The organism is Pseudomonas fluorescens (assembly GCF_012974785.1).
Lineage (GTDB): Bacteria > Pseudomonadota > Gammaproteobacteria > Pseudomonadales > Pseudomonadaceae > Aquipseudomonas > Aquipseudomonas fluorescens_BT.
Genome location: NZ_CP027561.1, coordinates 1,634,010 through 1,658,869, shown reverse-complemented (window position 1 = coordinate 1,658,869; position 24,860 = coordinate 1,634,010). Strand labels below are relative to the sequence as shown.

Annotated in this window: 8 protein-coding genes; 4 read left to right on the top strand and 4 right to left on the bottom strand. The window is 59.3% G+C overall.

Translation table 11 applies throughout. The features are described from left to right. Positions 1-207 precede the first annotated feature (207 nt). The 3 genes from C6Y56_RS07430 to C6Y56_RS07420 are packed head-to-tail and all read left to right on the top strand — an operon-like array spanning position 208 to position 6,172. Positions 208-4,467, top strand: a complete 4,260-nt coding sequence (locus C6Y56_RS07430) for an Ig-like domain repeat protein (protein WP_169429343.1) — start codon at positions 208-210, stop codon at positions 4,465-4,467. Positions 4,468-4,469: 2 nt separating this feature from the next. Next, on the top strand, positions 4,470-5,042 hold the full coding sequence (locus C6Y56_RS07425) for a hypothetical protein (RefSeq protein ID WP_169429342.1): 573 nt from the start codon (positions 4,470-4,472) through the stop codon (positions 5,040-5,042). A gap of 2 nt (positions 5,043-5,044) precedes the next feature. Next, a complete protein-coding gene (locus C6Y56_RS07420; protein ID WP_169429341.1) occupies positions 5,045-6,172 on the top strand; it encodes a hypothetical protein in 1,128 nt (375 codons plus the stop codon). A 68-nt stretch (positions 6,173-6,240) separates the two neighbouring features. Here C6Y56_RS07420 and C6Y56_RS07415 read toward each other — a convergent pair whose 3' ends face one another. The 3 genes from C6Y56_RS07415 to C6Y56_RS07405 all read right to left on the bottom strand — a co-directional run bounded on the left by C6Y56_RS07415 (position 6,241) and on the right by C6Y56_RS07405 (position 12,731). Beyond that, positions 6,241-8,478: an autotransporter outer membrane beta-barrel domain-containing protein gene (locus C6Y56_RS07415; protein ID WP_249314383.1), complete on the bottom strand. Its 2,238-nt coding sequence runs from the start codon at positions 8,476-8,478 to the stop codon at positions 6,241-6,243. Between the two features lie 240 nt (positions 8,479-8,718). Next, entirely contained in the window at positions 8,719-10,641 is a 1,923-nt protein-coding gene (locus tag C6Y56_RS07410) for a hypothetical protein (RefSeq protein WP_169429339.1), read from the bottom strand. A 167-nt stretch (positions 10,642-10,808) separates the two neighbouring features. Next, positions 10,809-12,731, bottom strand: a complete 1,923-nt coding sequence (locus C6Y56_RS07405) for a hypothetical protein (RefSeq protein ID WP_169429338.1) — start codon at positions 12,729-12,731, stop codon at positions 10,809-10,811. 511 nt (positions 12,732-13,242) lie between these two features. Between C6Y56_RS07405 and C6Y56_RS07400 the strand changes: the two genes are divergently transcribed. Further along, positions 13,243-13,614: a DUF6124 family protein gene (locus tag C6Y56_RS07400; RefSeq protein ID WP_169429337.1), complete on the top strand. Its 372-nt coding sequence runs from the start codon at positions 13,243-13,245 to the stop codon at positions 13,612-13,614. Positions 13,615-13,682: 68 nt separating this feature from the next. On the opposite strand, the gene C6Y56_RS07395 is transcribed toward C6Y56_RS07400, so the two are convergent. Beyond that, positions 13,683-24,551, bottom strand: a complete 10,869-nt coding sequence (locus C6Y56_RS07395) for a retention module-containing protein (RefSeq protein ID WP_169429336.1) — start codon at positions 24,549-24,551, stop codon at positions 13,683-13,685. Between the last annotated feature and the right edge of the window lie 309 nt (positions 24,552-24,860).

Sequence of the window (24,860 nt, the reverse complement as noted above, 5' to 3'; positions counted from 1 at the left end):
CTTATCCTCTGACACTGCGCTGCGCATGGCCACGGGTTCGAATTCGATCCGCAAGACCAACTTGTTGGCGGGAAACACCGTGAGCCCGGACCGCTCGTCGCAAACCAGCCTGCCCCTGTCAGATCTGACAGTACCTCTCCCTCCTTCCCTCAGGTTCAATAAAAAACCGTCTGCGATCCCAATGCGTGCTCTTTCAGGAGTTTCGTCATGCTCACCCACAGTCCGCTTTTGTTTCCTGATCTCGACCAGCCCGTCACCCTGGCGCTTCGGCCCATGCAGATCAGCGGCGCAGTCACACCAGTCGAGGGCGTGGATGGCGGGATCAATATTGAGGTGGTGTCGGGAAGTGACAGCGGTGTGCTGAGCGTGATTGTGGCGTACCTCGACATGCTGGAGGGTGATGAAAGTGTTATTCATTGGGACGGCGTTCCGGTGCTCACCCGAAAGGTTGAACCGGGAGAGAAAGACAAACACCTGTTCTTTTACCTGCCCAAGGAGTTGTTCACTCCCGGTCAACATGAATGCTTTTATGAGTTGACCCGATTCGGCGCCACCACGCCGGACGATCCCTCTGTGGTGTCGCTGTTTTTTGTCAAACTCACCAGACCCGGTGGCCGAGACAGGGAACCTCATCTACCCATCGGGCACTCCGAACTGCGCATCGCGCAACTGCCGCAGGAAATCATCGATCAGGGATTGATCGACGCGGATTGGGCAAAAAAAGGGGTTCCCCTGACGGTTCCTGCTTACCCGGAAATCAGGGTGCGAGACAGGATTCTGATGCGCTGGGGCAGTCATACCCTGACACCTCTTCTCGTCACGCAAGCTCAGGCAGAGGGCAAGGAACCCATCGTGATCGTCGCCAAACAGGAAGACATTCTGGCCGGTGGCGACAGCGCGGCACTGGAAATCAAGTACGACCCTCACGATGAACTATGGAACTGGTCTTCCCGGCACTCCAAACGCACACAAATCGCCGTGGACGCCGGCGCCTGGCGTCTGGCTGCACCGATCATCAAGCAATCGGTTAATGGGATCATCACGATCATCAACTTGAACAAGGAGGACGTCACGGTCCAAGTCCATATCCAGGGCTCGGATTTCGCGCTGAACGACTCAGTGAAAATGACCTGGATTGGCACCCCTTTCACTGGCAAGCCGTTGATTCACACCGAAACCAAATCGGTGGAAAACATTCCGAGTGTCATGGAATTCAAGGTGCCGTACGCGCAAGTCCGCGCCATCGCCATGGGCCGGGCTGATGCCTCCTACGTGCTGACGAAAGCGGACGCAAGTCCGCCGTTATCCTCCAAACGCGAATTCGCCGACGTGGTGGGTGACGTTTCGATGCCGGACGCACCGAAGATTGTCGAGTTGCTGGGCGACATACTCGAGTCGGACAGATCCTACGCCACGGTACGGATCAAGTACTTGACCATTGCCAATGGCGATCTGGTCGCCGGTCACTGGATAGGTGAAAAGTCCAACGGTCAGCCCTATGTCCATGAGTTCACTCATACCGTCAGTGACAATGAGGCAAAAGAAGGCTTTTTCACTGCTTACGTCGACAAAGAGCACATCAGCGTGCTCGACAAGGGCAAACTCGATCTTTGGTACACCGTGTTCAATGACAAGCCGGAGCTCTATGGCGTCAGTGATTCAGAGCATCTGCTGGTCAAGGTGCAAGCCGTCACCGCGACACTGCCCAGGCCCGAGGTGGAGGAAGCCGACAAAAACCCCGATGTGCTCGACCCTTCCAAAGTCTTCGATGTCGTCCACATCTATATCGAAAATCCACCGACCCAAAAAGACGACATCGTGACCTGGTACTGGCAAGGGTCACATCCGTTCGGCAGCATCAGCGACTGGGTGCCCATCACCTCGCTGAGCGCCGGTAAACCGCTGCGTTTTCGAGTGCCCGCGAACTTCGTCACGATCAGTATCGGGCAGTACGTCAGAGTGCGTTACTCGCTCAAGCACGCGTCCACAGGTTTATACAGTCACTCCGCCGCACTCAATCTGCTGATCGGGTCGCTGGTAGGTGAATTGCCAGCGCCACAAGTCAAACAGGCACCGAACGCCGTACTCAAACCCATGGACGGGTTGAACGGTGTGGACATCAAAGTCAGCTACGACAGTATGGACCCGGCCCTCGACACCATTCGCCTGCTCTGGGTCGGGACCCCCGGTGCCGGCACACCAACAGTTCCTGAACTTCCCGGACACAGCAGTGGCAGTGTGGACTTTCATCTGGCCTCAACGGTTATCGGCCCCAACATCAACAAAAACGTGGACGTGAAGTACTTCGTGCGCCGCTATGGCCACGAGACAGAATCAGAGTCGTTGGGCCTTAGAGTCACGGGATTCGACGACCCCGAAAACGATCTGCCTCGCCCTCAAGTACCTGAGTCAGACGATAACCGGGTCCTGGATCTGATGACGTTCAATGGGAATGCCACAACGCTCGTTGCCAAGTGGCCTTACATTGCGCTCAAGCAACGCCTCTGGTTGAGGCTGGAAGGCAAGACAGCGGTAGGCAGCGACTACATCATCCGGATGCTCGATGGCGTGGAAATCACTCCCGCGCAATTCAGCAGCGGGCTGAATGAAGTGCTGCCTCGAAGCGAGTTAATGAAGCTGGGGCATTCCACACCGGCAAACGTGATTTGCAAAGTCTCGTTCGATGGCAGCGCTCAAGAAGACGATGCGATTGAGCTCCCGGGATTGCCGCTTACGATCAGAACCCGATACGACTGGCTGACGCCGAAAATCACCCATGTGACTGACGCCAATGGGGAGGTTACAGAGGGTGGCGAGACTTTCTTTGAGCAGGTAACTGTCGAAGGCTCTGCGACCCGAGATGAGACGGTCGAGATTTTCGATGGCTCGACCTCGCACGGCAATGCTGATGTTGATGCCGATGGCGTCTGGCGCAAGCCCCTGCTCAACCTCCAGATCAAGGATTATCACATTACAGCCCACGCTCTATATCCAGCGGACCCGGTTTCCAGCCTGATCCGTGCCTTTACGGTGATAGCAGCTGTTCCACCCACTATCACCAATGCCCAGGATTCCAAAGGCACCGTGATTCCAGATGGCGGCACCACCGTCGACACAACCGTGAAACTGACAGGCACTGCCAGCAAGGGCCAGCAGGTGGAGATCCTCGACGGGGCTGTCAGCAAGGGTAACGCCACAGCGGACCCATCCACCGGCATCTGGACCAAAGACCTTACGGGGTTGAGCGTGGCAGCGCACAGCTTCACCGCCAAAGCACTGTACGGCGCGGGCCAGACTTCAGGGGCACGGACACTGACCGTGACTGCGGCGGTTGCACCCACCATCACCAACGCCCAGGATTCCAAAGGCACCGTGATTCCAGATGGCGGCACCACCGTCGACACAACCGTGAAACTGACGGGCACTGCCAGCAAGGGCCAGCAGGTGGAGATCCTCGACGGGGCCGTCAGCAAGGGTAACGCCACAGCGGACCCATCCACCGGCATCTGGACCAAAGACCTTACGGGGTTGAGCGTGGCAGCGCACAGCTTCACCGCCAAAGCACTGTACGGCGCGGGCCAGACTTCAGGGGCACGGACACTGACCGTGACTGCGGCGGCGGCGCCGACTATCACCAACGCCCAGGATTCCAAAGGCACCGTGATTCCAGATGGCGGCACCACCGTCGACACAACCGTGAAACTGACAGGCACTGCCAGCAAGGGCCAGCAGGTGGAGATCCTCGACGGGGCCGTCAGCAAGGGTAACGCCACAGCGGACCCATCCACCGGCATCTGGACCAAAGACCTTACGGGGTTGAGCGTGGCAGCGCACAGCTTCACCGCCAAAGCACTGTACGGCGCGGGCCAGACTTCAGGGGCACGGACACTGACCGTGACCGCCGTGGATGTACCGATCATCACCAACGCCCAGGATTCCAAAGGCACCGTGATTCCAGATGGTGGCACCACCGTCGACACAACCGTGAAACTGACGGGCACTGCCAGCAAGGGCCAGCAGGTGGAGATCCTCGACGGCGCCGTCAGCAAAGGGAACGCCACAGCGGACCCATCGACCGGCATCTGGACCAAAGACCTTACGGGGTTGAGCGTGGCAGCGCACAGCTTCACCGCCAAAGCACTGTACGGCGCGGGCCAGACTTCAGGGGCACGGACACTGACCGTGACTGCGGCGGCGGCGCCGACTATCACCAACGCCCAGGATTCCAAAGGCACCGTGATTCCAGATGGCGGCACCACCGTCGACACAACCGTGAAACTGACGGGCACTGCCAGCAAGGGCCAGCAGGTGGAGATCCTCGACGGGGCCGTCAGCAAAGGGAACGCCACAGCGGACCCATCCACCGGCATCTGGACCAAAGACCTTACGGGGTTGAGCGTGGCAGCGCACAGCTTCACCGCCAAAGCACTGTACGGCGCGGGCCAGACTTCGGGGCACGGACACTGACCGTGACTGCGGCGGCGGCGCCGACCATCACCAACGCCCAGGATTCCAAAGGCACCGTGATTCCAGATGGCGGCACCACCGTCGACACAACCGTGAAACTGACAGGCACTGCCAGCAAGGGCCAGCAGGTGGAGATCCTAGACGGGGCCGTCAGCAAGGGTAACGCCACAGCGGACCCATCCACCGGCATCTGGACCAAAGACCTTACGGGGTTGAGCGTGGCAGCGCACAGCTTCACCGCCAAAGCACTGTACGGCGCGGGCCAGACTTCAGGGGCACGGACACTGACCGTGACTGCGGCGGCGGCGCCGACCATCACCAACGCCCAGGATTCCAAAGGCACCGTGATTCCAGATGGTGGCACCACCGTCGACACAACCGTGAAACTGACGGGCACTGCCAGCAAGGGCCAGCAGGTGGAGATCCTCGACGGGGCCGTCAGCAAAGGGAACGCCACAGCGGACCCATCCACCGGCATCTGGACCAAAGACCTTACGGGGTTGAGCGTGGCAGCGCACAGCTTCACCGCCAAAGCACTGTACGGCGCGGGCCAGACTTCGGGGCACGGACACTGACAGTGACTGCGGCGGCAGCGCCGACCATCACCAACGCCCAGGATTCCAAAGGCACCGTGATTCCAGATGGCGGCACCACCGTCGACACAACCGTGAAACTGACAGGCACTGCCAGCAAGGGCCAGCAGGTGGAGATCCTCGACGGGGCCGTCAGCAAAGGGAACGCCACAGCGGACCCATCCACCGGCATCTGGACCAAAGACCTTACGGGGTTGAGCGTGGCAGCGCACAGCTTCACCGCCAAAGCACTGTACGGCGCGGGCCAGACTTCAGGGGCACGGAGACTGACCGTCGCAGTTCACACCGCCCCGTCACTCGATTCAGTAAGAGACTCCCGTGGTGAACTGCCGAACAATGGAGCGACCACAGACACTTCAGTCACGTTGCAAGGCCGGGTAACGCCTCTGCATGATGTCCAGATCTACGATGGAAGCACGCCAAAACACATTGCGACTGCTCTTAACACCGGCATATGGACCACTACGCTGGCAGTAGGACTCGGCGGACATACCATCACTGCACGGGCGGTGACGACCGGACAACCGTCAAATGCACGGAGTTTCACGGTCAATTCACCAATCCCGCCACTGACCATCAATCCAGCCACTATGAGTCTGAATGCCTGGCACTTCAGGGATAACGACACCCCTACCAACCCTCCTGCCGGCGCCTTTGGTGACCGATCGGCCAGTGGAGGCGTGCTTCCCTACAGATATGCCTCCAGTAACCCCAACGTCGCAGAAGTCAACGTCAGCAGCGGCCGCGTCATTTCCAAGGGCAACGGTTCAGCAACCATCACCGTTACGGACAATGCGAATCAAACCGCCAGTTACACCGTCACCACTTCAAACGTGGAAAGACTGTTTGGCACAGGCCACTTCAATACCTACACCGTATGTGCAAACACGGCGGCCAGTATGGGAGGAAGAATTCCTACTCTGGCCGAATGGCGAGCCTTTATCAGTAACTACAGCGGTCGACGCACCATTGAGCGCTGGTGCTGGGCGTCCGACTCAGGCGGCATCGGCAAACGGATGGTGATCTTCCCGGCTACCGGTCAGACTGATACACGACTCGATATCGGCATTGGAGGTGGTACTGCCGATGGCTTCGGCATACGACGCGCATAAAAGCCGGATACAAAAAAACCGCTACTCCCTGAAAAGAGTAGCGGTTTCCTGATATTCGGGATCGTGGCTTACCAGCTATACCTCAACCCCACATTTCCCCCCCAAGGCTGTTCGATATCCTTGCCATTGGCATAATCCAGATCGACATGCACCTGCCACTTCTCCGACATGGCCACCGCCAAACCGGCACCGAACTCCGCCCGCGAGCCCGATAGATCGTTGTTGAACACGTTGTTTTCGTTGACCTCGACCTTGTTGTCATCGGCAAACTCATGGGCAATGGCCGCACGCACATAAGGTTGCGCAACAGCACCGTTGCCGATATCAAAATTGCGCCCGAACGTGGCGCCAGCCTTGCCCAGGAATGAGCGGGTACGATCGCCATCGGCCTCCATGTCGTTGTCCAGGCTGAAGCGTTTGCCCTGGATCTGCGCTGCCGAAAACTGAACGAACGGCTCAATGAAGTAATCGTTGCTCAACTGGATATGACGACCGCCTTCCACCGATGCGCTGACGCCCCAATTAACGTAATCGCCCTTGGCACGTGTGCTGTCGCTCAAACCGACCTTGGCTTCGTTGCGGAAACGGTTGAATTTCAACACACCGTCAACGTAGTAGCCGGTGTCGCGGTCCATCCACGTCACGTAGGGCCCGAAGTAGTAACTGTCGACCGTGCCTGAGGTGCCGTGTTCGAGACTCAGTTTTGATTGACTGTAACCACCCATCAAGCCCACCAGCACATTGCTGTCATTCACCCGGGCATCGGCACCGAGGGAAATCCCTTGCTGGTTCTGCTGGTACGCCACACCGGAACCTTCGGCGACGTTGTACTGATTGCCATAGGTGCGTGCCCAGGCGCCCGACTGGCCACCATTGAATCGCAACTCGCCCATGCGGCTACGCAATGAGCTGGCTTCGCCGTACAACAGGGTCATCGGAGAATTGAACAAGGCCAGTACCGCACTGGCGCCGGGGCTGATCACCTGGGTGGTCGGATCGAGGAACCACTCAGTGCCGCCCGTTCCTCCCGGTCGCTGGGCCAGGTCATAGGACCAGGTACCGAGATCCACTCGCCCGCCCGTCAGTGCAAAGTGCGCATCGCCCGCGGCCGTGTGCACCAGGGTCAGTTGCTGCGGATTCACCGCATCCAGGCCCGACGCCGCCACCAGCAAACCGAACTGTCCGGTTGCCACACCGGTAACGTTGAGGACGTCATGCTGCCCCGTAGCGAAGTTGCCCTTCATGGCGAAAGTACTGGAACCATCCGGCGAACCGGCGAGCGTACCGACATTCAACTGGTAGAAGGTATTCGGCACATCCTGCGCACCAAAACGAACCGTCCCGCCATTCATGGCGAGCGTTCCTACGGTGTCGTTGCCAGTCAGGGTCCAGATCGAACCGCCGTTGACGGACACGCCATTGACCTTGTCGAGACGGCCGGTGAATTGCGAGCTGTTCTGCAGGGTGACGTTGGCGGTCGAACCGTTTTCGACCAGCACATCACCGGTCATGCGGCCTTGATCGAACGTCAGGTTGCCGGTGCTGTTGCCGGCGATGTTGATGTTGCCTTGCAGAGTGCTGTTGGCGACGGTCATGGCAGCGGTGGACGCGCCCTGGACATCGAGCAAGTTGTTGTTCCCGGCGAGCAGGCTGGCGCCGTTAGACAGATTGACAGTGGCATTGGTACCGCGATCAACCAGAACTGCCGAGCCATTGACCCCTCGTACAGTGGCGTTATCCAGCGAGAGCGAACGGGCGCCGACATTCTCCGTGTCGTTGACCATGCGCACGCCTGTCGCCTGACCGGTGATGACAGTCTCGGCGGAGGCGTTCAGCGCGCCGCCAAGAAGATTCGCACCAATGCCATTGCTGCCAGTACCGGTCACTTGCGTATTGGCCAGCGACAAAGTGCTGAGCCCCGTGACTTGCGCACCGAAAACATCACCACGGATCTGACTGTTGGAAACATCCACAGTGGAGCCGCCAGCGGCAATCGAAGATCGGTTGACGGCCAGACCGATGTCGTCGCTGGTCACATTGGCCTGGTTGATGGTGCCCCGGCTGCTGGTGACCAGAATGCCTTCGACGCCAGGATTGCTGACGACCGTGGCGCCATTGATGGTCAGTGTCGATCCGGATTGAATGGTAATTGACTGGGTGATGGCACCATTGACGTTCAACACACCGTTGTTGCGCACCAGATAATCGATCGGCGTTGTCGTCGAATCGATATCCAGCGTCGTGTTATCGACAATGGTGGCTGCCAGTATGCCGCCGCTGGAAATGGAAATGGCTGGCATGACCATCAGAATACTCAACGCGTTTTTTACAGAAAGACGTTCAAGCCGCCCGCCAAATATTCTCATGACTTACCCACCTCTGATATACCTGTGCGAAATTGCGAAATGCATTTGCGTGAAAAAATAGAGCGCGGAGGCTAATCGGATTCCTCACAAAAAAATGTAGGAAAAGTCCGATAAGCAAGGAAGAAATATCCCTGACACTAATGTTATAAAAAAACGGGAGGCAACAGCCTCCCGTTTTTTTCAAATACTGCAAGGTGTCGTATCACCATTCCTCATGACCACCCTGACCAGGTGACGCACTGAAGGTGTAGGCCGCCCATCAATCACGGCGTTATAACTCACCGCCCCCCATGCATTTCCAGTATTAAGAAACTGCTCATACGGAAAGCGTATGGTAAAACCATTTTGCACATCCGAAGAATCCGGCTGATATTTAACTTCTTCCTTATTATTCGGTATCACAGTATTACCAGCGGAATCACTGTAGCCCTGATAAGTAAAAGTCAACGTCTGACCTTCCAGTTGCGGCTCTCCCCCCGGAACAAAAACTTCGATACATTTTATAAGCACTGGATGGCTTTGCAACGAAGGGCAATTCAAATAATCAAAATCCGGATCGAGATGCTGGAAGGTTGCCTGAGGCACACTCCCCGGTCTGATGAACACATCTACATCCCGTGGCATTGAGCGCTCTTCGTTATCGTTCACATCAGGATTGGTGACCTTATAAGTCACTGGAACTTCCGTGCCGTTCCCACCAGCGTCTACAACTGACCACTCAATTGTCCAATTTAGCTCAGTCTCCGTACCATCCAACAGAAGAACACCGCCTTCAGCGTCTTTTACTTCAACCCCGTTCCAGATCAGAGTGGCAATATCCTTATCCTTGATACCCGGGTAAGCGGCCACTTTTACGTCAACATCCTCATCCTTGTCCAGCACCGTCAAAACGTTGATCGGATTGCCGCCCGCCCCTTGAACATCGACTGGACGAAAATTGGGATTTGGATCTTCTGGACCTTCGCCGTCCCCTGCCCGGCGCAGATCGACTCTTACAGTGGCGTTTTCGGGGGGATTACTGGCAGGATGTCGAATCTCTCCACGTTTTATTTGATAGCTGACCTTAATGGTTTTATCTCCGAGATCACCGTTATGCCAGTACGAATAAGGAACCGGTACATAAGTTGGGAAGCCAGCGATTTTTTGTGCTGGCACTACAACGCCATCGACGGTGACCTCAAGTTCATCACCATCCAAAAAATTCTCGTACTTATCGATGATCCCCACTCCTGCGCGCATCCGAGCGTCGGCGAGGTCAATCTTCTTCGGTGCCGTGTCGTTATCAAGCAGCGGAATACTTGGATCCTCCAAATCCTTTGGAGGGTCCGTCACTGTTACGTTCACTCGTTTGAAAGGCGAATTTAGACTTCGGTTACCTTTCCGATCCGTACGATAGTAAAAAATCGCTTTCTCACCCTCTTCAGTTCCGACCATTGCGGTGGTCAGCTTAAAGGTAACGGCATCAAGAGGATCGACAACAATAAATTCCCCTACGAATACCGGGGTCGGAAATGTCGAGCCAAAATAACATTCATACTTGTCCGCTATTTTTATATCGGCGACCTTTGGCATGGTAATCAGGACAAAACCGTTGGCATCCAGATAAGGCTTGGTAATGCCGTTTGCCTCCACCTCCGGAGGAAGAGTAACAAGACCGCTGACATCAGGTAGCGTAGTGTCGATATTGATGAGCAGATCCGGAATATCTTTAGTGTTCCCGCCATGATTGAGTACATAGCTCAACATGTGGGGGCCTGAGACATTCGTAAGCCCTGCTGGCAATACCATTGGAATGTCCCCAGCAGCAATAGGGGTTGTGTAGGTGTACCGGGGGCCTTGCCGAGTGCCATCCCAAGTCAGATTTATATACCCATCAACGGGAGGATCATCGTCAGCCCCGTCGAACCTGAGGACAGTCACTTTCAATGCAAAACCCTGATACTGTTTGTGCAATTGATTCGGATCATCGTCCACCTCATCAGGCAGCAGAGGATTGTCATCATCCAGCACAGGCGCTTCAAACTCCGCTTTCGGTGAATTTCGGAGAATACTCAAATAACGCTCACGACTTTGTACCGGGGTCAACTTAATGACATTGTTCATCTTGTTCATCCTTTCAATGACTTGATTAAATGACAAAGGGTATTGCAGCCCCGTGCCAGAACACCTGGAACCAACCGCAAATCAAAAAACACTGCATTGGCACGACTGTGCGCATCAGCAGTTATTACACGCACCAACTTCCTGAAACACTTGCCCCTTCGGCGAAATCACTGATCACAAAGATCATTATCCGGCCCACAGATTTCCCCGCTGGGCATGGTTCTATTGATAAGCACGAAATCCGGCCTTGACTCTCCCCGTCCACCATTGCTCTTTCTCAAAAAGTAACGACAGAGCGCCGATCCGTTATTGACCATGGGTGCAATCAGCTTTTGATAGTCCGTCACCAACACGTCAAAACCATTGCGTGCCTGATCAAGAGTCAGCGTCGTTTCGAAAGAGTGCGCGACGCCCGAAATAGGAGAAGTGCCGTTGGAGCCCTGACACCCTTGCCAACTCAGGTCGACAACATCATCCTCGTCGAACGCGTCATTACCCTCGATATGAACTTTCACATGCACCCACAACCGTGGGTTGGCGCAGCAATTGAGTACCCCTTCCCGCCCGCCATCGGGGAAGGTCGGCTCGGGCAGATTCCTGATGATGATGATTGCCACGTTCACCGGGGTTGTCGGGGCCAACTGCTGGTTCACACCGTTATCGGTGAAGTACCGCACAGGCAGCGCCGGATTTTCCTTGTCCTGGTCGATAAACTCCCAAGGAATACTGAAGAGAATTACTGTCCCGGCCGTATCACCGGGCTGAACCTCATACTTCGCGACGGGTGCACTGATGGTTCCCCAGTACAGTAAGACTTTTTCCCCTGGCTCAGGGTTGTCATGCAGTGCCAGGCGCCCTTCGGCGGGCAATTCGTAGTCATCGGGAAGCAGCTTGTTCAGCTGTTTTGAAACGGCTCCGTAAATCTCGACCTTCGCCAGCCTGGTATTCAACAGCGCAGGTGCGTCGGGGTGGTCTTGACCCGCGACCGTAAAGTTGAAGGGCACGGTTGTTTCCGGTGACGGCGGCGTCGGCGTCCCGCCCCGACTGACGCGGTAGTCGATACGCGCGTCCATGGGACCGAGCCCGTCGGCCGTCAGTGTTGACCAGGGCACGGTCGCGGTCTGTACCGGCTTCGCAGGATCGACATCGAGCGGTGCGAGATCATGACCATTCCACCGGATCAAAAGCTTGTCGGAAGCATCCGGATTGTCATAGTTATCGATTTCGACCGTAACAGCCTTCTGATTCGTAGCCCCTTCGCGGGCATGCTCGCGGTCGATCAATCCCCTGGCCGACAAAGGCACACGTGGCGGCTTGAGTTTGCCGGGCCCGGGTTTCAGATTGACGAACACCGGCAAAAGAGTAGAGCGCGGTCCGGTGTTGCGGGCCCAGTCCCGCAACATGTAATAAAAGAAACGTTGGCCGTGTCCCTTGGCCCGAATGTCCGCTTCATAAATCGTGATGATCAGTTGCCTCAGATCGATGTCCTGCTGGCTGAATACTTGCTCACCAATTTCCTGCTCGGAGTCCGGCGGGTTGTCGTTGTCGGTCAGGAAATGGATCGAACGGTCCCGTGCCATGGCATCCACATAAAACGGGACTTGAAACCTGACCTCGCCAAAGCGGGTGAGATAGTCATCGGTGAGGTCGCCGGGAACGTTCAGCATGACCAAGGCATCGCCGGTTTGCCCATCATTCGGGGGCTGCCGATCGACCGTCACTCGAGTATTAAAGGAATATTGCTTGTTCCCACCGTAATTCAACTCGTAGGACAAGGCGTAAATGCCATGCGCCAGCTTGTCCCGCGGGACTTTCAAGACCTTCTCACCCGGCGTATCGAATGTCTCTTTGTACACCGGAGTGAACAGTCCGCCCTCCAGCACCCAACTGATGGAAAGGATGTAGACGGGATCAGCGACGGGGGGCGGTATCCAGTTGGGGACAATCACTTGCAAATCATCGCTCAAGGCACTGCGCGGCAGCAGCCCATCGGGACTTTCATCGCCGTTCTCATCCTTGAGAATGGCGGGAACCCTGGGTTTTTCCAGCTCTGGAACTACAGGGTCGATCTGGTCTTGAGTAATCGGCATTACAGACGCCCTCTCACGAAATGGCCACGCTCCCTGAACAACTGCACGTTATCTGCAGGTTGAGGATTCGTTGCTCTGACGTGATTTAACGGCGTTGCACATTCGCTGGCTACTGTCAGAAATTACAGGTTTTGCTACCGCTCGTCGGAGATTGAACACCGCCACCCATCCGGCAGAACGGCATAAACAGAAATGTTTAACAAACGGGATCGGTGACTGACTCAGGCTACGCGTCCTTGCGCCGATGCCTACGCATCAGCCAGAATCCGCCGGCTTGTGCGCCTTGGGAGCGGGTTCTATTGTTTGGCGGTCGCTGAAAAGCAGCGATCGGGTTTAGCAGCCCGGTTAACTTCAAGGCACGTTGGTGTCGCCATTGTTTTGTCATGGCGGCTGACGTGGGGCACTTCGGTGCGCCGGGATCCTTGAGCCTGGTCTGCTAACCCGCGTTCAGCCGCCACCCTCTTCGTTTAGCAGCGATGGATGACGGCTCCATTTCTCAAGGAGCTTCACCATGATCAAACCCACGCCAAACCCACCCGAAACCGACACAACCTCGCCCTACGAAACCCTCGACTCCAAGAAATTCCACGAAGCCGCCGAACGCGCCCTCGATCACTACCTCAATCCGTTCCACCCCAGAAAACCGCTGCTCAAACCCAACACCCGCTACCTCATCGCCCCCGACATCCCGAGCGAAGAGCTGCTGGCCGAAGCCTGCGAAACCCTGACCTCGGCCAAAACCATGGCCAGTGATTTCGCCGGGATGATCGATACGCCGCAGCGGCATGTGCTGTTGGGGATTGCGCAGTTGATCATGCTGGCTGAACTGGCGGTGAACCGGGTGCTGGACAATCTGGAAGTGAAGGCTGAGGCGCCGCTGTAGCCTGAGCAAAGAAAAACCCGCCGCCCCGATCACTCGGGACGGCGGGTTTTGTCGTTTCAGCGATTAGCTCACACCGTATCCACCTTCAACGAATGATCATTCAGCATGCCGTTGATGATCGTCGCCGTGTCGTGCCCGCTGGCAATCAAGCCCCCCGCCCCCGGTGTCACGCCATAGTGACTGGCGAGGTTGACGCCGGCCAGGTCGATGGTCTGGTTCGGCGTGGCGCCGGCCATGGCGCTGACGTCGATGCTGGTCATGACCGAGGCGCCGCTGCCGGTAACGGTGAAGTGCAGGTAGTCATCCAGTGACGCCGCGGTGCCGTTTTCACCTTGCAGCAATTGCGACAGGTCGAGCTTGTCGGTGCCCGGGGTGAAGTCGGTGACGGTGTCGTGGCCGCTGTTGCCTTTGAGCCACTGGAAGGTGTCGGCGCCCGGCCCGCCGGTCAGGGTGTTGTTACCCATCCCGCCGATCAGCAGGTCATCGCCCCCGCCGCCATTGAGGATGTCGTTGCCCAGGCCGCCGTTGATCACGTTGTTATTGTTGTCACCGGTGAGGGTGTCGTTGAAGTTCGAGCCGACGAGGTTTTCGACATTGCTGATGGTGTCGATGCCTGCACCGAGGGTGTTCTGCGCACCGAGCAGGCTCAGGTTGACTGTCACACCGGCCGTCGCGTGGGCATAGCTGACCGTGTCGATACCGGTGCCGCCATCGAGGAGGTCGTTGCCCGGGCCACTGTAGAGCAAGTCGTTGCCGGCGCCGCCGTGCAGCTCGTTGTTGCCGGAGCCTGCGGTGAGTACGTCGTTGCCGTCCCCGCCGTTGAGGATGTTGTCGCCGCTGCCCGCCACCAGCACGTCATCGCCGGACGTCCCGGTGAGGGTGTGGCCGTCCTGATAGCTGATGGTCACGTTGGCGGTGTCGCTGCCGCCGTGGTTGTCGTTGGCGGTGTAGGAGCCGTGGAAATCCGGGGTGACGTCGTGAGCCCCGGCGTAGTTGACCGTCATGGTCAGTTGATAGTTTTCCGCAGCATTGGTGTTGCTGCCGCTGGTGTTGGTGATGTTGGTTATGTGGATCTGATACGTGCCATCGGCACCGGCGGTGATGGTGCCGCCGTCGGCGATGCTGACGAACGCCCCGCCGTTCACCGAATACTCCATGGTGATGTGCCCGGCCGCCAGGTTGTGGTCGAGGTTGAGGGTCTCGCCCTGTTTCAGTTTGACGGTGATGAGGTCTTCATCGTTGGCATTGGCGTTGGTCACCGCGCCGAGGTAGCCGCTGACCACCAGCACTGCCGTCATGGCCGCTGTGTTGGCCGCGAAGGCGTTGCGCACATCAGCCAGGTTCTGGTTGGCGGCGGTGTTGCTGGTGCCGGTGAAGCTGATCGCGCCAGTGCCGGTGAAGTCCGCGCCCTTGGCGACCCAGCCGGTGTTGAAGGTGGTTGGCGAGGCGTTGAGGGTATCGCCGTCCGGATCCGTATCGTTGGCCAGCAGCAGCTCGCCCGGCACCACGACATTGCTCGACAGCACGTTGGTGATGATGTGGTCGTCCACCGCCACGGGCGGCGAATTCGGGATCACTTTCACCGTCAGCGTGGAGCTGGCGAGGTCGCCGTCGTTGTCGCTGAGGGTGAAGCCGATGTTCTCGGTGATCACCGTCGTCGTGGTTTTCTGCGAGGTGTAGCTGTAGTCGCCGGTGTCGAGGTTGATCACCAGCGTGCCGCTGTTGTTGGTGGCAATGCTCAGGGTGTTGTTCACCGTGTTGAAGGTGCCGTGGTTGGTGCCACCGCTGGCAGTCAGCGAACCCTGGCCGCTATTGGCTTTCGGGTCATAAGTGTAGGTGGTGCCGTCGACCACGATGGATTTGATGAAACCGCCATCGGCGCCGAATGAACCACTGTCCCCCAGCAACGAGCCAGTGACCGGCGCGCCCTCCACGGTGCCGGAGAGCACCGAGTTCAGTTGATTGAGGTCAGTGACCACCACCGCGTTGGTGTTGGTGTGGCTGATACCGTCGTAGGCGATCGGATCGAGGTTGGCGTTGCTTACACCACTGCCGAGACCGATTGCGTAGTTCTTGATGTTGTTGGCATCAAGGAAAGCTTTGAGCGCGGTCTCGTCGGCGGTGCCGATTTCCTGGCCGGTGGTGGGTTTGCCGTCGGAGAAGAAGTAGCCGACGTTCTGCGCCCCGGTGAGTTTGCCCGAGGTGTTGAACGCGGTCTGCATGGTCGCCACGGCCGCGTCGTAGTTGGTGCCACCACCGGCGCTGAGGCCGGCGAGCAGGGTCTTGGCGGTCGCCACATCGACCCATACCGAAGTGCGGTCGGTGGCGTTGCTGCTGAAGGTGACGAGCTGCACTTTCACATCGCCCAGATCGTCGTACTTGTCGAGCAAGGCGCTGATTGCCTGCTTGGCCAGGTCCAGCCGCGACAGGCCCGGCACGCCGGAGGCGTCGGCCATACTGCCGGAGATGTCGAGCACGATGAGGATGTTGGAGTCGATCTCCACCGCCGCCACCGAGCGATCCGAGGCCACAGCCTTGGGCACGTCGTCGACGATGTTGACCACGATGGTGCTGGTGGTGCTGTTGCCCAACGCATCGGTGGCCTTGTAGGTGAAACTTTCGCTCAGGGTGTTCGGCCCGTCGTTGGCGTTCGGCGTGGTTTTCGGTGCCGAAGTCAGGGTGTAGGTGTACGTGCCGTCGGGATTGAGCAGGATCTGCCCGTAAGTGCCGGTGGCGCTGCCGACCAGGGTGTAGGTGATCGAACCGCTGCCGCCGGTGACCGCACCGACCAGCGTGCCGGTGGCGGTTTCGCCGATATTGGTCGGATCGCTGCCGATGACCGTGCCGGGGGCCAGGTCTTGCCCGTCCTGGGTCAGGTCGAGGGCCTTTTCGTAGACGGTCACGTCCTGATCCACCGAGGCCACGAGTTTGCTGTCGGCGACGTTGACGGTGATGGTGGTGGTGCTTTCATCGCCGTCACTGTCGCGGATGGTGTAGGTAAAGGTGTCGGTAGCGCCCGGCGGGCTCACCGAGTTCGGGTTGCTGTGATAGACCGCGTTGCCCGCCGCATCCAGGGTCAGGTAACCGTAGGTGCCATTGATGTTGCTGTTGAGGCCGCCGATGGCTGAAGTCGTGGTGTTGCTGCCGGCACGCACGCCGACCACGATCGCCGCGCCATCTGCGCCGCTGATGTCATTGCCCAGCACGCTGATGTTGACCGTGCCGCCCTCCGCCACCGAACCGGTGTCGGCCTTGGCGGTTGGCAGGTCGTCAATGATGTTGACGTTGATCTGCCCGGTCGCAGTGCTGCCGTCGGTGTCCGTCGCCACCACGTTGAAGTTCTCGGTGATGCTGTTGGCGCCGTTGGCGTTCGGGTGGGTTTCGTTATCCACCAAGGTGTAGCTGTAACTGACCACGCCGGTAGTCGGGTTGTAACCGGTGATGGTCAGCGTGCTGCCCAGCGGGGTGACGGTCGATTGCGGGAAGCCGGCGGCCACGCCGTTGGTCATCACGGCAATGCCGCCCACGGTCAGGGTTTGCAGGCCGTCGAGCGCGGTGACTGTGAAGGTGCCGCTCTGGGTCAGTGCCGGGGTGTCGGGGCTGGTGCCGTCGCTGAGGTTTTTCTCGTAGACGGTGAGTTCGCCGCCATTCACGTCGAGGCCGTTGAGGACCACCGGATCGTCGTTGTTGTGGATGTTCAGTACCAGGTTGGCGGTGCTGGTGTCGCCGTCGGCATCGGTCAGGGTGTAGGTGAAGGTCTCGGTGCCGTTGCCACCGCCGTGCAGGTTTTTGAAGTCTGCATCGTTGGTGTTCAGCGTGTAGGTGTACGTGCCGTTGGCATTCAGCACCAGAGTGCCGTAAGTGCCGGTGAAGGTGCCGGGGGTGATCGGGCCGGCATTCGGACCGGTCGCCACCACGTCGGCGCCTTGCACGTCGTTGGTCAGCACGTTGCCGTTGAGGGTCAACTGGGTTTCCGACGCGGTGCTGGCGTTGCTGTCGTTGATCGCCTTCGGCACGTCATCGACGATGTTGACCACGATAGTGCTGGTGACGACGTTGCCCAGTGAATCGGTGGCCTGGTAGGTGAAGGTTTCGGTCAGGGTGTTGGCGCCGTCATCGGCATGCGGGGTGGTGCTGGCCGGTGAGGTCAGGGTGTAAGTGTAGGTGCCGTTGGGGTTGAGCACGATCTGCCCGTAGTTGCCGGTGGCGCTGCCGACCAGCGCGTAGCTGATTGCACCGACCGCGCCGGTGACCGAGCCAACCAGCGTGCCCGACGCGGTTTCCCCGGTGCTGGTCGGATCGCTGCCGGTGACTGTACCGGCGGCCAGATCCTGGCCGTCCTTGTTCAGGTCGAGGGCTTTTTCGTACACGGTGACGTCGGTGTCGCTGACCGCGCGCAGCTGGCTGTTGGAAACGTCGATGGTGATGGTGGTGGTACTTTCATCGCCGTCGGAATCGCGCACGGTGTACACGAACACGTCCACCGCGCCGGGACCGCTCACAGCATTCGGGTTGCTGTGATAGACCGCGTTGCCGTTGGCGTCGAGGGTCAGGTAGCCGTAGGTGCCGTTGATGTTGCTGTTGAGGCCGCCGATGGCCGAGGTCGAGGTGTCGGAACCGGCGCGCACGCCCACTACCGCGCCACCCGCTGCCGGGCCGTCGGCGCCGCCGATGTCGTTGTCCAGCACGTTGCCGCTGACGGTGCCGCCCTCCTGCACCGACGTGGCATCGGGCTTGGCGGTCGGCAGGTCGTCGATGATGTTGACGTTGATCTGCCCGGTGGCGGTGCTGCCATCGGTATCGGTCGCCACCACGTTGAAGTTCTCGGTGATGCTGTTGGCGCCGTTGGCGGTCGGATGGGTTTCGTTATCCACCAGGGTGTAGCTGTAGCTGACCACACCCGTGGCCGGGTCGTATCCGGTGATGGTCAACGTGCTGCCCAGCGGCGTGACCGCCGATTGCGGGAAGCCGGCCGCGACACCGTTGGTGATCACGGCAATGCCGCCCACGGTGAGGGTTTGCAGACCGTCGAGGGCAGTCACAGTGAAGGTGCCGCTCTGGGTCAGTGACGGGGTGTTGGGGCTGGTGCCGTCGCTGAGGTTTTTCTCGTAGACGGTGAGTTCGCCACCGTTTACGTCCAGGCCGTTGATGATCACTGGATCGTCATTGTTGTGGATCTGCAGAACGAGGTTAGCGGTGCTGGTGTCGCCATCGGCATCGGTGATGGTGTAGGTGAAGGTCTCGGTGCCATTGCCACCACCGTGCAGGGCTTTGAAATCGGCATCGCTGGTATTCAGCGTGTACGTGTAAGTCCCGTTGGCGTTCAGCACCAAGGTGCCGTAAGTCCCGGTGAAAGTGCCGGCAGTGATCGGGCCAGTCGGTACACGGTCAGCGCCCTGCACGTCGTTGGTCAGGACGTTGCCGCTCAGCGTCAGGTTGGTTTCCGACGCCGTGCCGGCGTTGCTGTCATCCAAGCCTTTGGGCAGGTCGTCGACGATGTTCACGTCCAGCGAAGCGTTGGCGGTGGTGCCGTTGTCGTCGACCACGGTCACGGCGAACTGCTCATTCAGCACGTTGGCGCCGTTGGCAGTCGGATGCGCCTCGTTGTCGACCAGGGTGTAGCTGTAGCTGACGACGCCGGTTGCAGCGTTGAAACCGGTGATGGTCAGCGTACTGCCCAGCGGAGTCGTGACCGATTGCGGGAAGCCTGCGGCGACACCGTTGGTGACGACGGCGATTCCACCCACGGTCAACGTGGTGACGCCGTCCAGCGCAGTGATGGTGAACGTGCCGCTTTGGGTCAGTGCTGGAGCATCGGGGCTGCTGCCGTCGCCGAGATTTTTTTCGTAAACGATGAGTTCGCCGCCGTTCACGTCGAGGCCGTTGATGATCACTGGATCGTCATTGTTGTGGATCTGCAGAACGAGGTTAGCGCTGCTGGTGTCGCCATCGGCATCGGTGATGGTGTAGGTGAAGGTCTCGGTGCCGTTGCCACCGCCGTGCAGGGCTTTGAAATCGGCATCGCTGGTATTCAGCGTGTACGTGTAAGTCCCGTTGGCGTTCAGCACCAATGTCCCGTAAGTCCCGGTAAAAGTACCGGCGGTGATAGGGCCGGCGCTAGGGCCAGTCGGTACACGGTCAGCGCCTTGCACGTCGTTGGTCAGGACGTTGCCGCTCAGCGTCAGGTTGGTTTCCGACGCGGTGCCGGCGTTGCTGTCGTCCACGCCTTTTGGCAAGTCGTCGACGATGTTCACGTCCAGCGAACCGTTGGCGGTGGTGCCGTTGTCATCCACCACGGTGACAGCGAACTGCTCGTTCAGTACGTTGGCGCCGTTAGCAGTCGGGTGAGCTTCGTTGTCGACCAGGGTGTAGCTGTAGCTGACGACGCCGGTTGCAGCGTTGAAGCCGGTGATGGTCAGCGTGCTGCCCAAAGGCGTGATCACCGATTGCGGGAAGCCAGCGGCCACGCCGTTGGTGACCACGGCGATTCCGCCGATGGTCAACGTGGTGACGCCATCCAGCGCGGTGATGGTGAAGGTGCCGCTTTGGGTCAGGGCTGGAGCATCGGGGCTGCTGCCGTCGCCGAGGTTTTTTTCGTAAACGGTGAGTTCGCCGCCGTTTACGTCCAGGCCGTTGATGATCACTGGATCGTCATTGTTGTGGATCTGCAGGACCAGGTTCGCGGTGCTGGTGTCGCCGTCGGCATCGGTGATGGTGTAGGTGAAGGTCTCGGTGCCGTTGCCACCGCCGTGCAGGGCTTTGAAATCGGCGTCACTGGTGTTCAGCGTGTAGGTGTAAGTCCCGGTGGCGTTCAGCACCAAGGTGCCGTAAGTCCCGGCGAAAGTGCCGGCGGTAATCGGGCCGGCATTTTCTCCGACAGGTACGCGGTCGGCGCCTTGCACATCGTTGGTCAGGACGTTGCCGGTCAGCGTCAGGTTGGTTTCCGACGCGGTGCCGGCGTTGCTGTCGTCCACGCCTTTGGGCAGGTCGTCGACGATGTTCACGTCCAGCGTGGCGTTGGCGGTGGTGCCGTTGTCGTCGACCACGGTCACGGCGAACTGCTCATTCAGCACGTTGGCGCCGTTGGCGTTCGGATGCGCCTCGTTGTCGACCAGGGTGTAGCTGTAGCTGACGACGCCGGTTGCAGCGTTGAAACCGGTGATGGTCAGCGTGCTGCCCAACGGAGTGACGGTTGATTGCGGGAAGCCAGCGGCCACGCCGTTGGTGACCACGGCGATTCCGCCGATGGTCAACGTGGTGACGCCATCCAGCGCGGTGATGGTGAAAGTGCCGCTTTGGGTCAGGGCTGGCGCATCGGGGCTGCTGCCGTCGCCGAGGTTTTTTTCGTAGACGGTGAGTTCACCGCCCTCGACGTTCAACCCGTTGATGACCACCGGGTCGTCGTTGTTGTGGATTTGCAGCACGAGGTTCGCGGTGCTGGTGTCGCCGTCGGCATCGGTGATGGTGTAGGTGAAGGTCTCGGTGCCGTTGCCGCCGCCGTGCAGGGCTTTGAAGTCGGCATCGCTGGTATTCAGCGTGTAGGTGTAAGTACCGTTGGCGTTCAGCACCAAGGTGCCGTAAGCCCCGGTGAAAGTGCCGGCGGTAATCGGGCCAGTCGGTACGCGGTCGGCGCCCTGCACGTCGTTGGTCAGGACGTTGCCGGTCAGCGTGAGGTTGGTTTCCGAGGCGGTGTCGGCGTTGCTGTCATCCACGCCTTTGGGCAGGTCGTCGACGATGTTCACGTCCAGCGTGGCGTTGGCGGTGGTGCCGTTGTCATCGACCACGGTCACGGCGAACTGCTCATTCAGCACGTTGGCGCCGTTGGCGTTCGGATGCGCCTCGTTGTCGACCAGGGTGTAGCTATAGCTGACGACGCCGGTCGTGGCATTGAAGCCGGTGATGGTCAGCGTGCTGCCCAAAGGCGTGGTCACCGATTGCGGGAAGCCTGCGGCGACACCGTTGGTGACGACGGCGATACCACCGATGGTCAGGGTAGTGACACCGTCCAACGCAGTGATGGTGAACGTGCCACTCTGAGTCAAAGCCGTGGCATCTGGCGCACTACCGGTGCTGAGGTTTTTCTCGAAGACGGTGAGTTCGCCGCCGTTTACGTCCAGGCCGTTGATGATCACTGGATCGTCATTGTTGTGGATCTGCAGGACCAGGTTCGCAGTGCTGGTGTCACCGTCGGCATCGGTGATGGTGTAGGTGAAAGTTTCCGTGCCGTTGCCACCGCCGTGCAGGGCTTTGAAATCGGCGTCACTGGTATTGAGGGTGTAGGTGTAGGTGCCGTTGGCGTTGAGTACCAATGTGCCGTAAGTCCCGGTGAAAGTACCGGCGGTGATAGGGCCGGCGCTAGGGCCGGTCGGTACACGGTCGGCGCCTTGCACGTCGTTGGTCAGGACGTTGCCAGTCAGCGTGAGGTTGGTTTCCGAGGCGGTGCCGGCGTTGCTGTCGTCCACGCCTTTGGGCAGGTCGTCGACGATATTTACGTCCAGCGTGGCGTTGGCGGTGGTGCCGTTGTCATCCACCACGGTGACAGCGAACTGCTCATTCAGTACGTTGGCGCCGTTGGCAGTCGGGTGCGCTTCGTTGTCGACCAGGGTGTAGCTGTAACTGACGACGCCGGTCGTGGCATTGAACCCGGTGATGGTCAGCGTACTGCCCAGCGGAGTCGTGACCGATTGCGGGAAGCCTGCGGCGACACCGTTGGTGACCACGGCGATTCCACCAATGGTCAGCGTGGTGACGCCGTCCAACGCGGTGATGGTGAAGGTGCCGCTTTGGGTCAGTGCTGGAGCATCGGGGCTGCTGCCGTCGCCGAGGTTTTTTTCGTAGACGGTGAGTTCACCGCCCTCGACGTTCAACCCGTTGATGACCACCGGGTCGTCGTTGTTGTGGATCTGCAGGACCAGGTTCGCGGTGCTGGTGTCGCCATCGGCATCGGTGATGGTGTAGGTGAAGGTCTCGGTGCCATTGCCACCACCGTGCAGGGCTTTGAAGTCGGCGTCACTGGTGTTGAGGGTGTAGGTGTAGGTGCCGTTGGCATTCAGCACCAAGGTGCCGTAAGTCCCGGTGAAAGTGCCGGCAGTGATCGGGCCAGTCGGTACACGGTCAGCGCCTTGCACATCGTTGGTCAGGACGTTGCCGGTCAGCGTGAGGTTGGTTTCCGAGGCGGTGCCGGCGTTGCTGTCATCCACGCCTTTTGGCAAGTCGTCGACGATGTTCACGTCCAGCGAACCGTTGGCGGTGGTGCCATTGTCATCCACCACGGTGACAGCGAACTGCTCATTCAGTACGTTGGCGCCGTTGGCAGTCGGGTGCGCTTCGTTGTCGACCAGGGTGTAGCTGTAACTGACGACGCCGGTCGTGGCATTGAACCCGGTGATGGTCAGCGTACTGCCCAGCGGAGTCGTGACCGATTGCGGGAAGCCAGCGGCCACGCCGTTGGTGACCACGGCGATTCCGCCGACAGTCAGCGTGGTAACGCCATCCAAAGCAGTGATGGTAAACGTGCCGCTCTGGGTCAGCGCAGTGGCATCTGGCGCACTGCCGGTACTGAGGTTTTTCTCGAATACCGTCAGCTCGCTACCTTCGACGTTCAACCCGTTGATGATCACCGGATCGTCGTTGTTGTGAATCTGCAGCACGAGGTTCGCGGTGCTGGTATCACCATCGGAGTCATGCAGGGTGTAGGTGAAGGTTTCGGTGCCATTGCCGCCACCATGCAACGCCTTGAAATCCGCGTCGCTGGTGTTCAGCGTGTAGGTGTAGGTGCCGTTGGCATTCAGCACCAGCGTGCCATAGGTCCCGGTGAACGTACCGGCGACCACCGGGCCGCTGTTGGGGCCGGCAGGAATGCGGTCGGCGCCTTGCACGTCGTTGGTCAGGACGCTGCCGGTCAGGGTCAGCAGGGTTTCCGAAGCCGTGCTCGCATTGCTGTCATCGACGGCTTTGGGCACGTCATCGGTGATGTTGACGTCCAGCGAGCCGGTCGCCGTGTCGCCGTTGCTGTCGCCCGCAATCACCGTGAAATGTTCGCTTAGGCTGTTGGCACCGTCGCCCGCAGGATGGGTGTCGTTTCCGTTGAGGGTGTAGCTGTAGCTGACCGTGCCGTTCGCCGGGTTGTAACCGGTGATGGTCAGGGTGTTGCCCAGCTGCGTGGTGATCGATTGCGGGAAACCGACCGGCACGCCGCCGACGATTACGTTGATACCACCGATGCTCAGGCTGGAAAGCCCGTCCGGCGCCGAAATGCTGAAGCTGCCGGCCTGGGTCAGCGCGCCGGGATTGGCGGCGGAGCCATCCGGCAGATTGGCTTCGTTGAGCGTCAGTTCGCCCCCGAGCACATCAAGGCCTGTGAGGGTCACAAGGTTGTTGACCGGTGGCGGGATGACCGGCGCCGGCGTGTTGTCGCCGTTGTCGATGACCGCGTTGTGGCGTTCTTCCGGAAACTCGGGAATGCCACCGAAACCGGCCGTGGGGAAACCGATGACCGGATCGACCCGGCCACCCACTTCGGTCAGCAGCACAAAACTGTGGCCGCCACCCTTGCCGCCATTGGTATCACCAGGGGCATCGGGGCCTGCGGCGGTGGCTTCAGCGGATTTGGTCGGGTCCTCACCGGCGGCAATGGCTTTCTGGATCTGGGCCACGTCGGTGAGTTGGGCATCGCTCGGGGTCAGCGCTTCCGGGGCATCCACATGGGGTGCGTGGTTGGCCAGCAATTGTCCGGTCAGGGTCAGGCTGCTGTCCCGGCCCAGGGTCAGTTCCTGGCCGTTTTGCAGATGGACGGCAATCGCGCCCTCCGCCCCGGTGATCAATTGATCCCCGGCAAACAGCCGATCGCCTTCCACCAATGGGCGCCGACTTCCGTCTGCCGATTGAGCGAAAACCTGACCAATGACTTTGGTGACGATCCCGATGAGCGTTGCCATGTGCATTTCCTCCGCTGCCGACCACCGTCGGCACTGGTTCGCGAAGCAGCCCATGGCTCAAGCGGGTTGTCGGGGCGACGCTCGCACCTCGACAGTTCGTTTCGCAGGTTGTGCACATTCAGAAACTCCAGCGCCCTCAGGCACTTGGAATCCCTGATCGATGCAGCACGCCCACTAGCGCTACGTAACGGTGGTGAATCACCCGAGTGACAAAAAACTGTCACTCATTGACCGCTACGCGTCCCTCCCCTTTAGCAGTACTTCGCCCGTATGTCGCAAAGTGAATGGAACTTTCCTCAAGCCTTCATG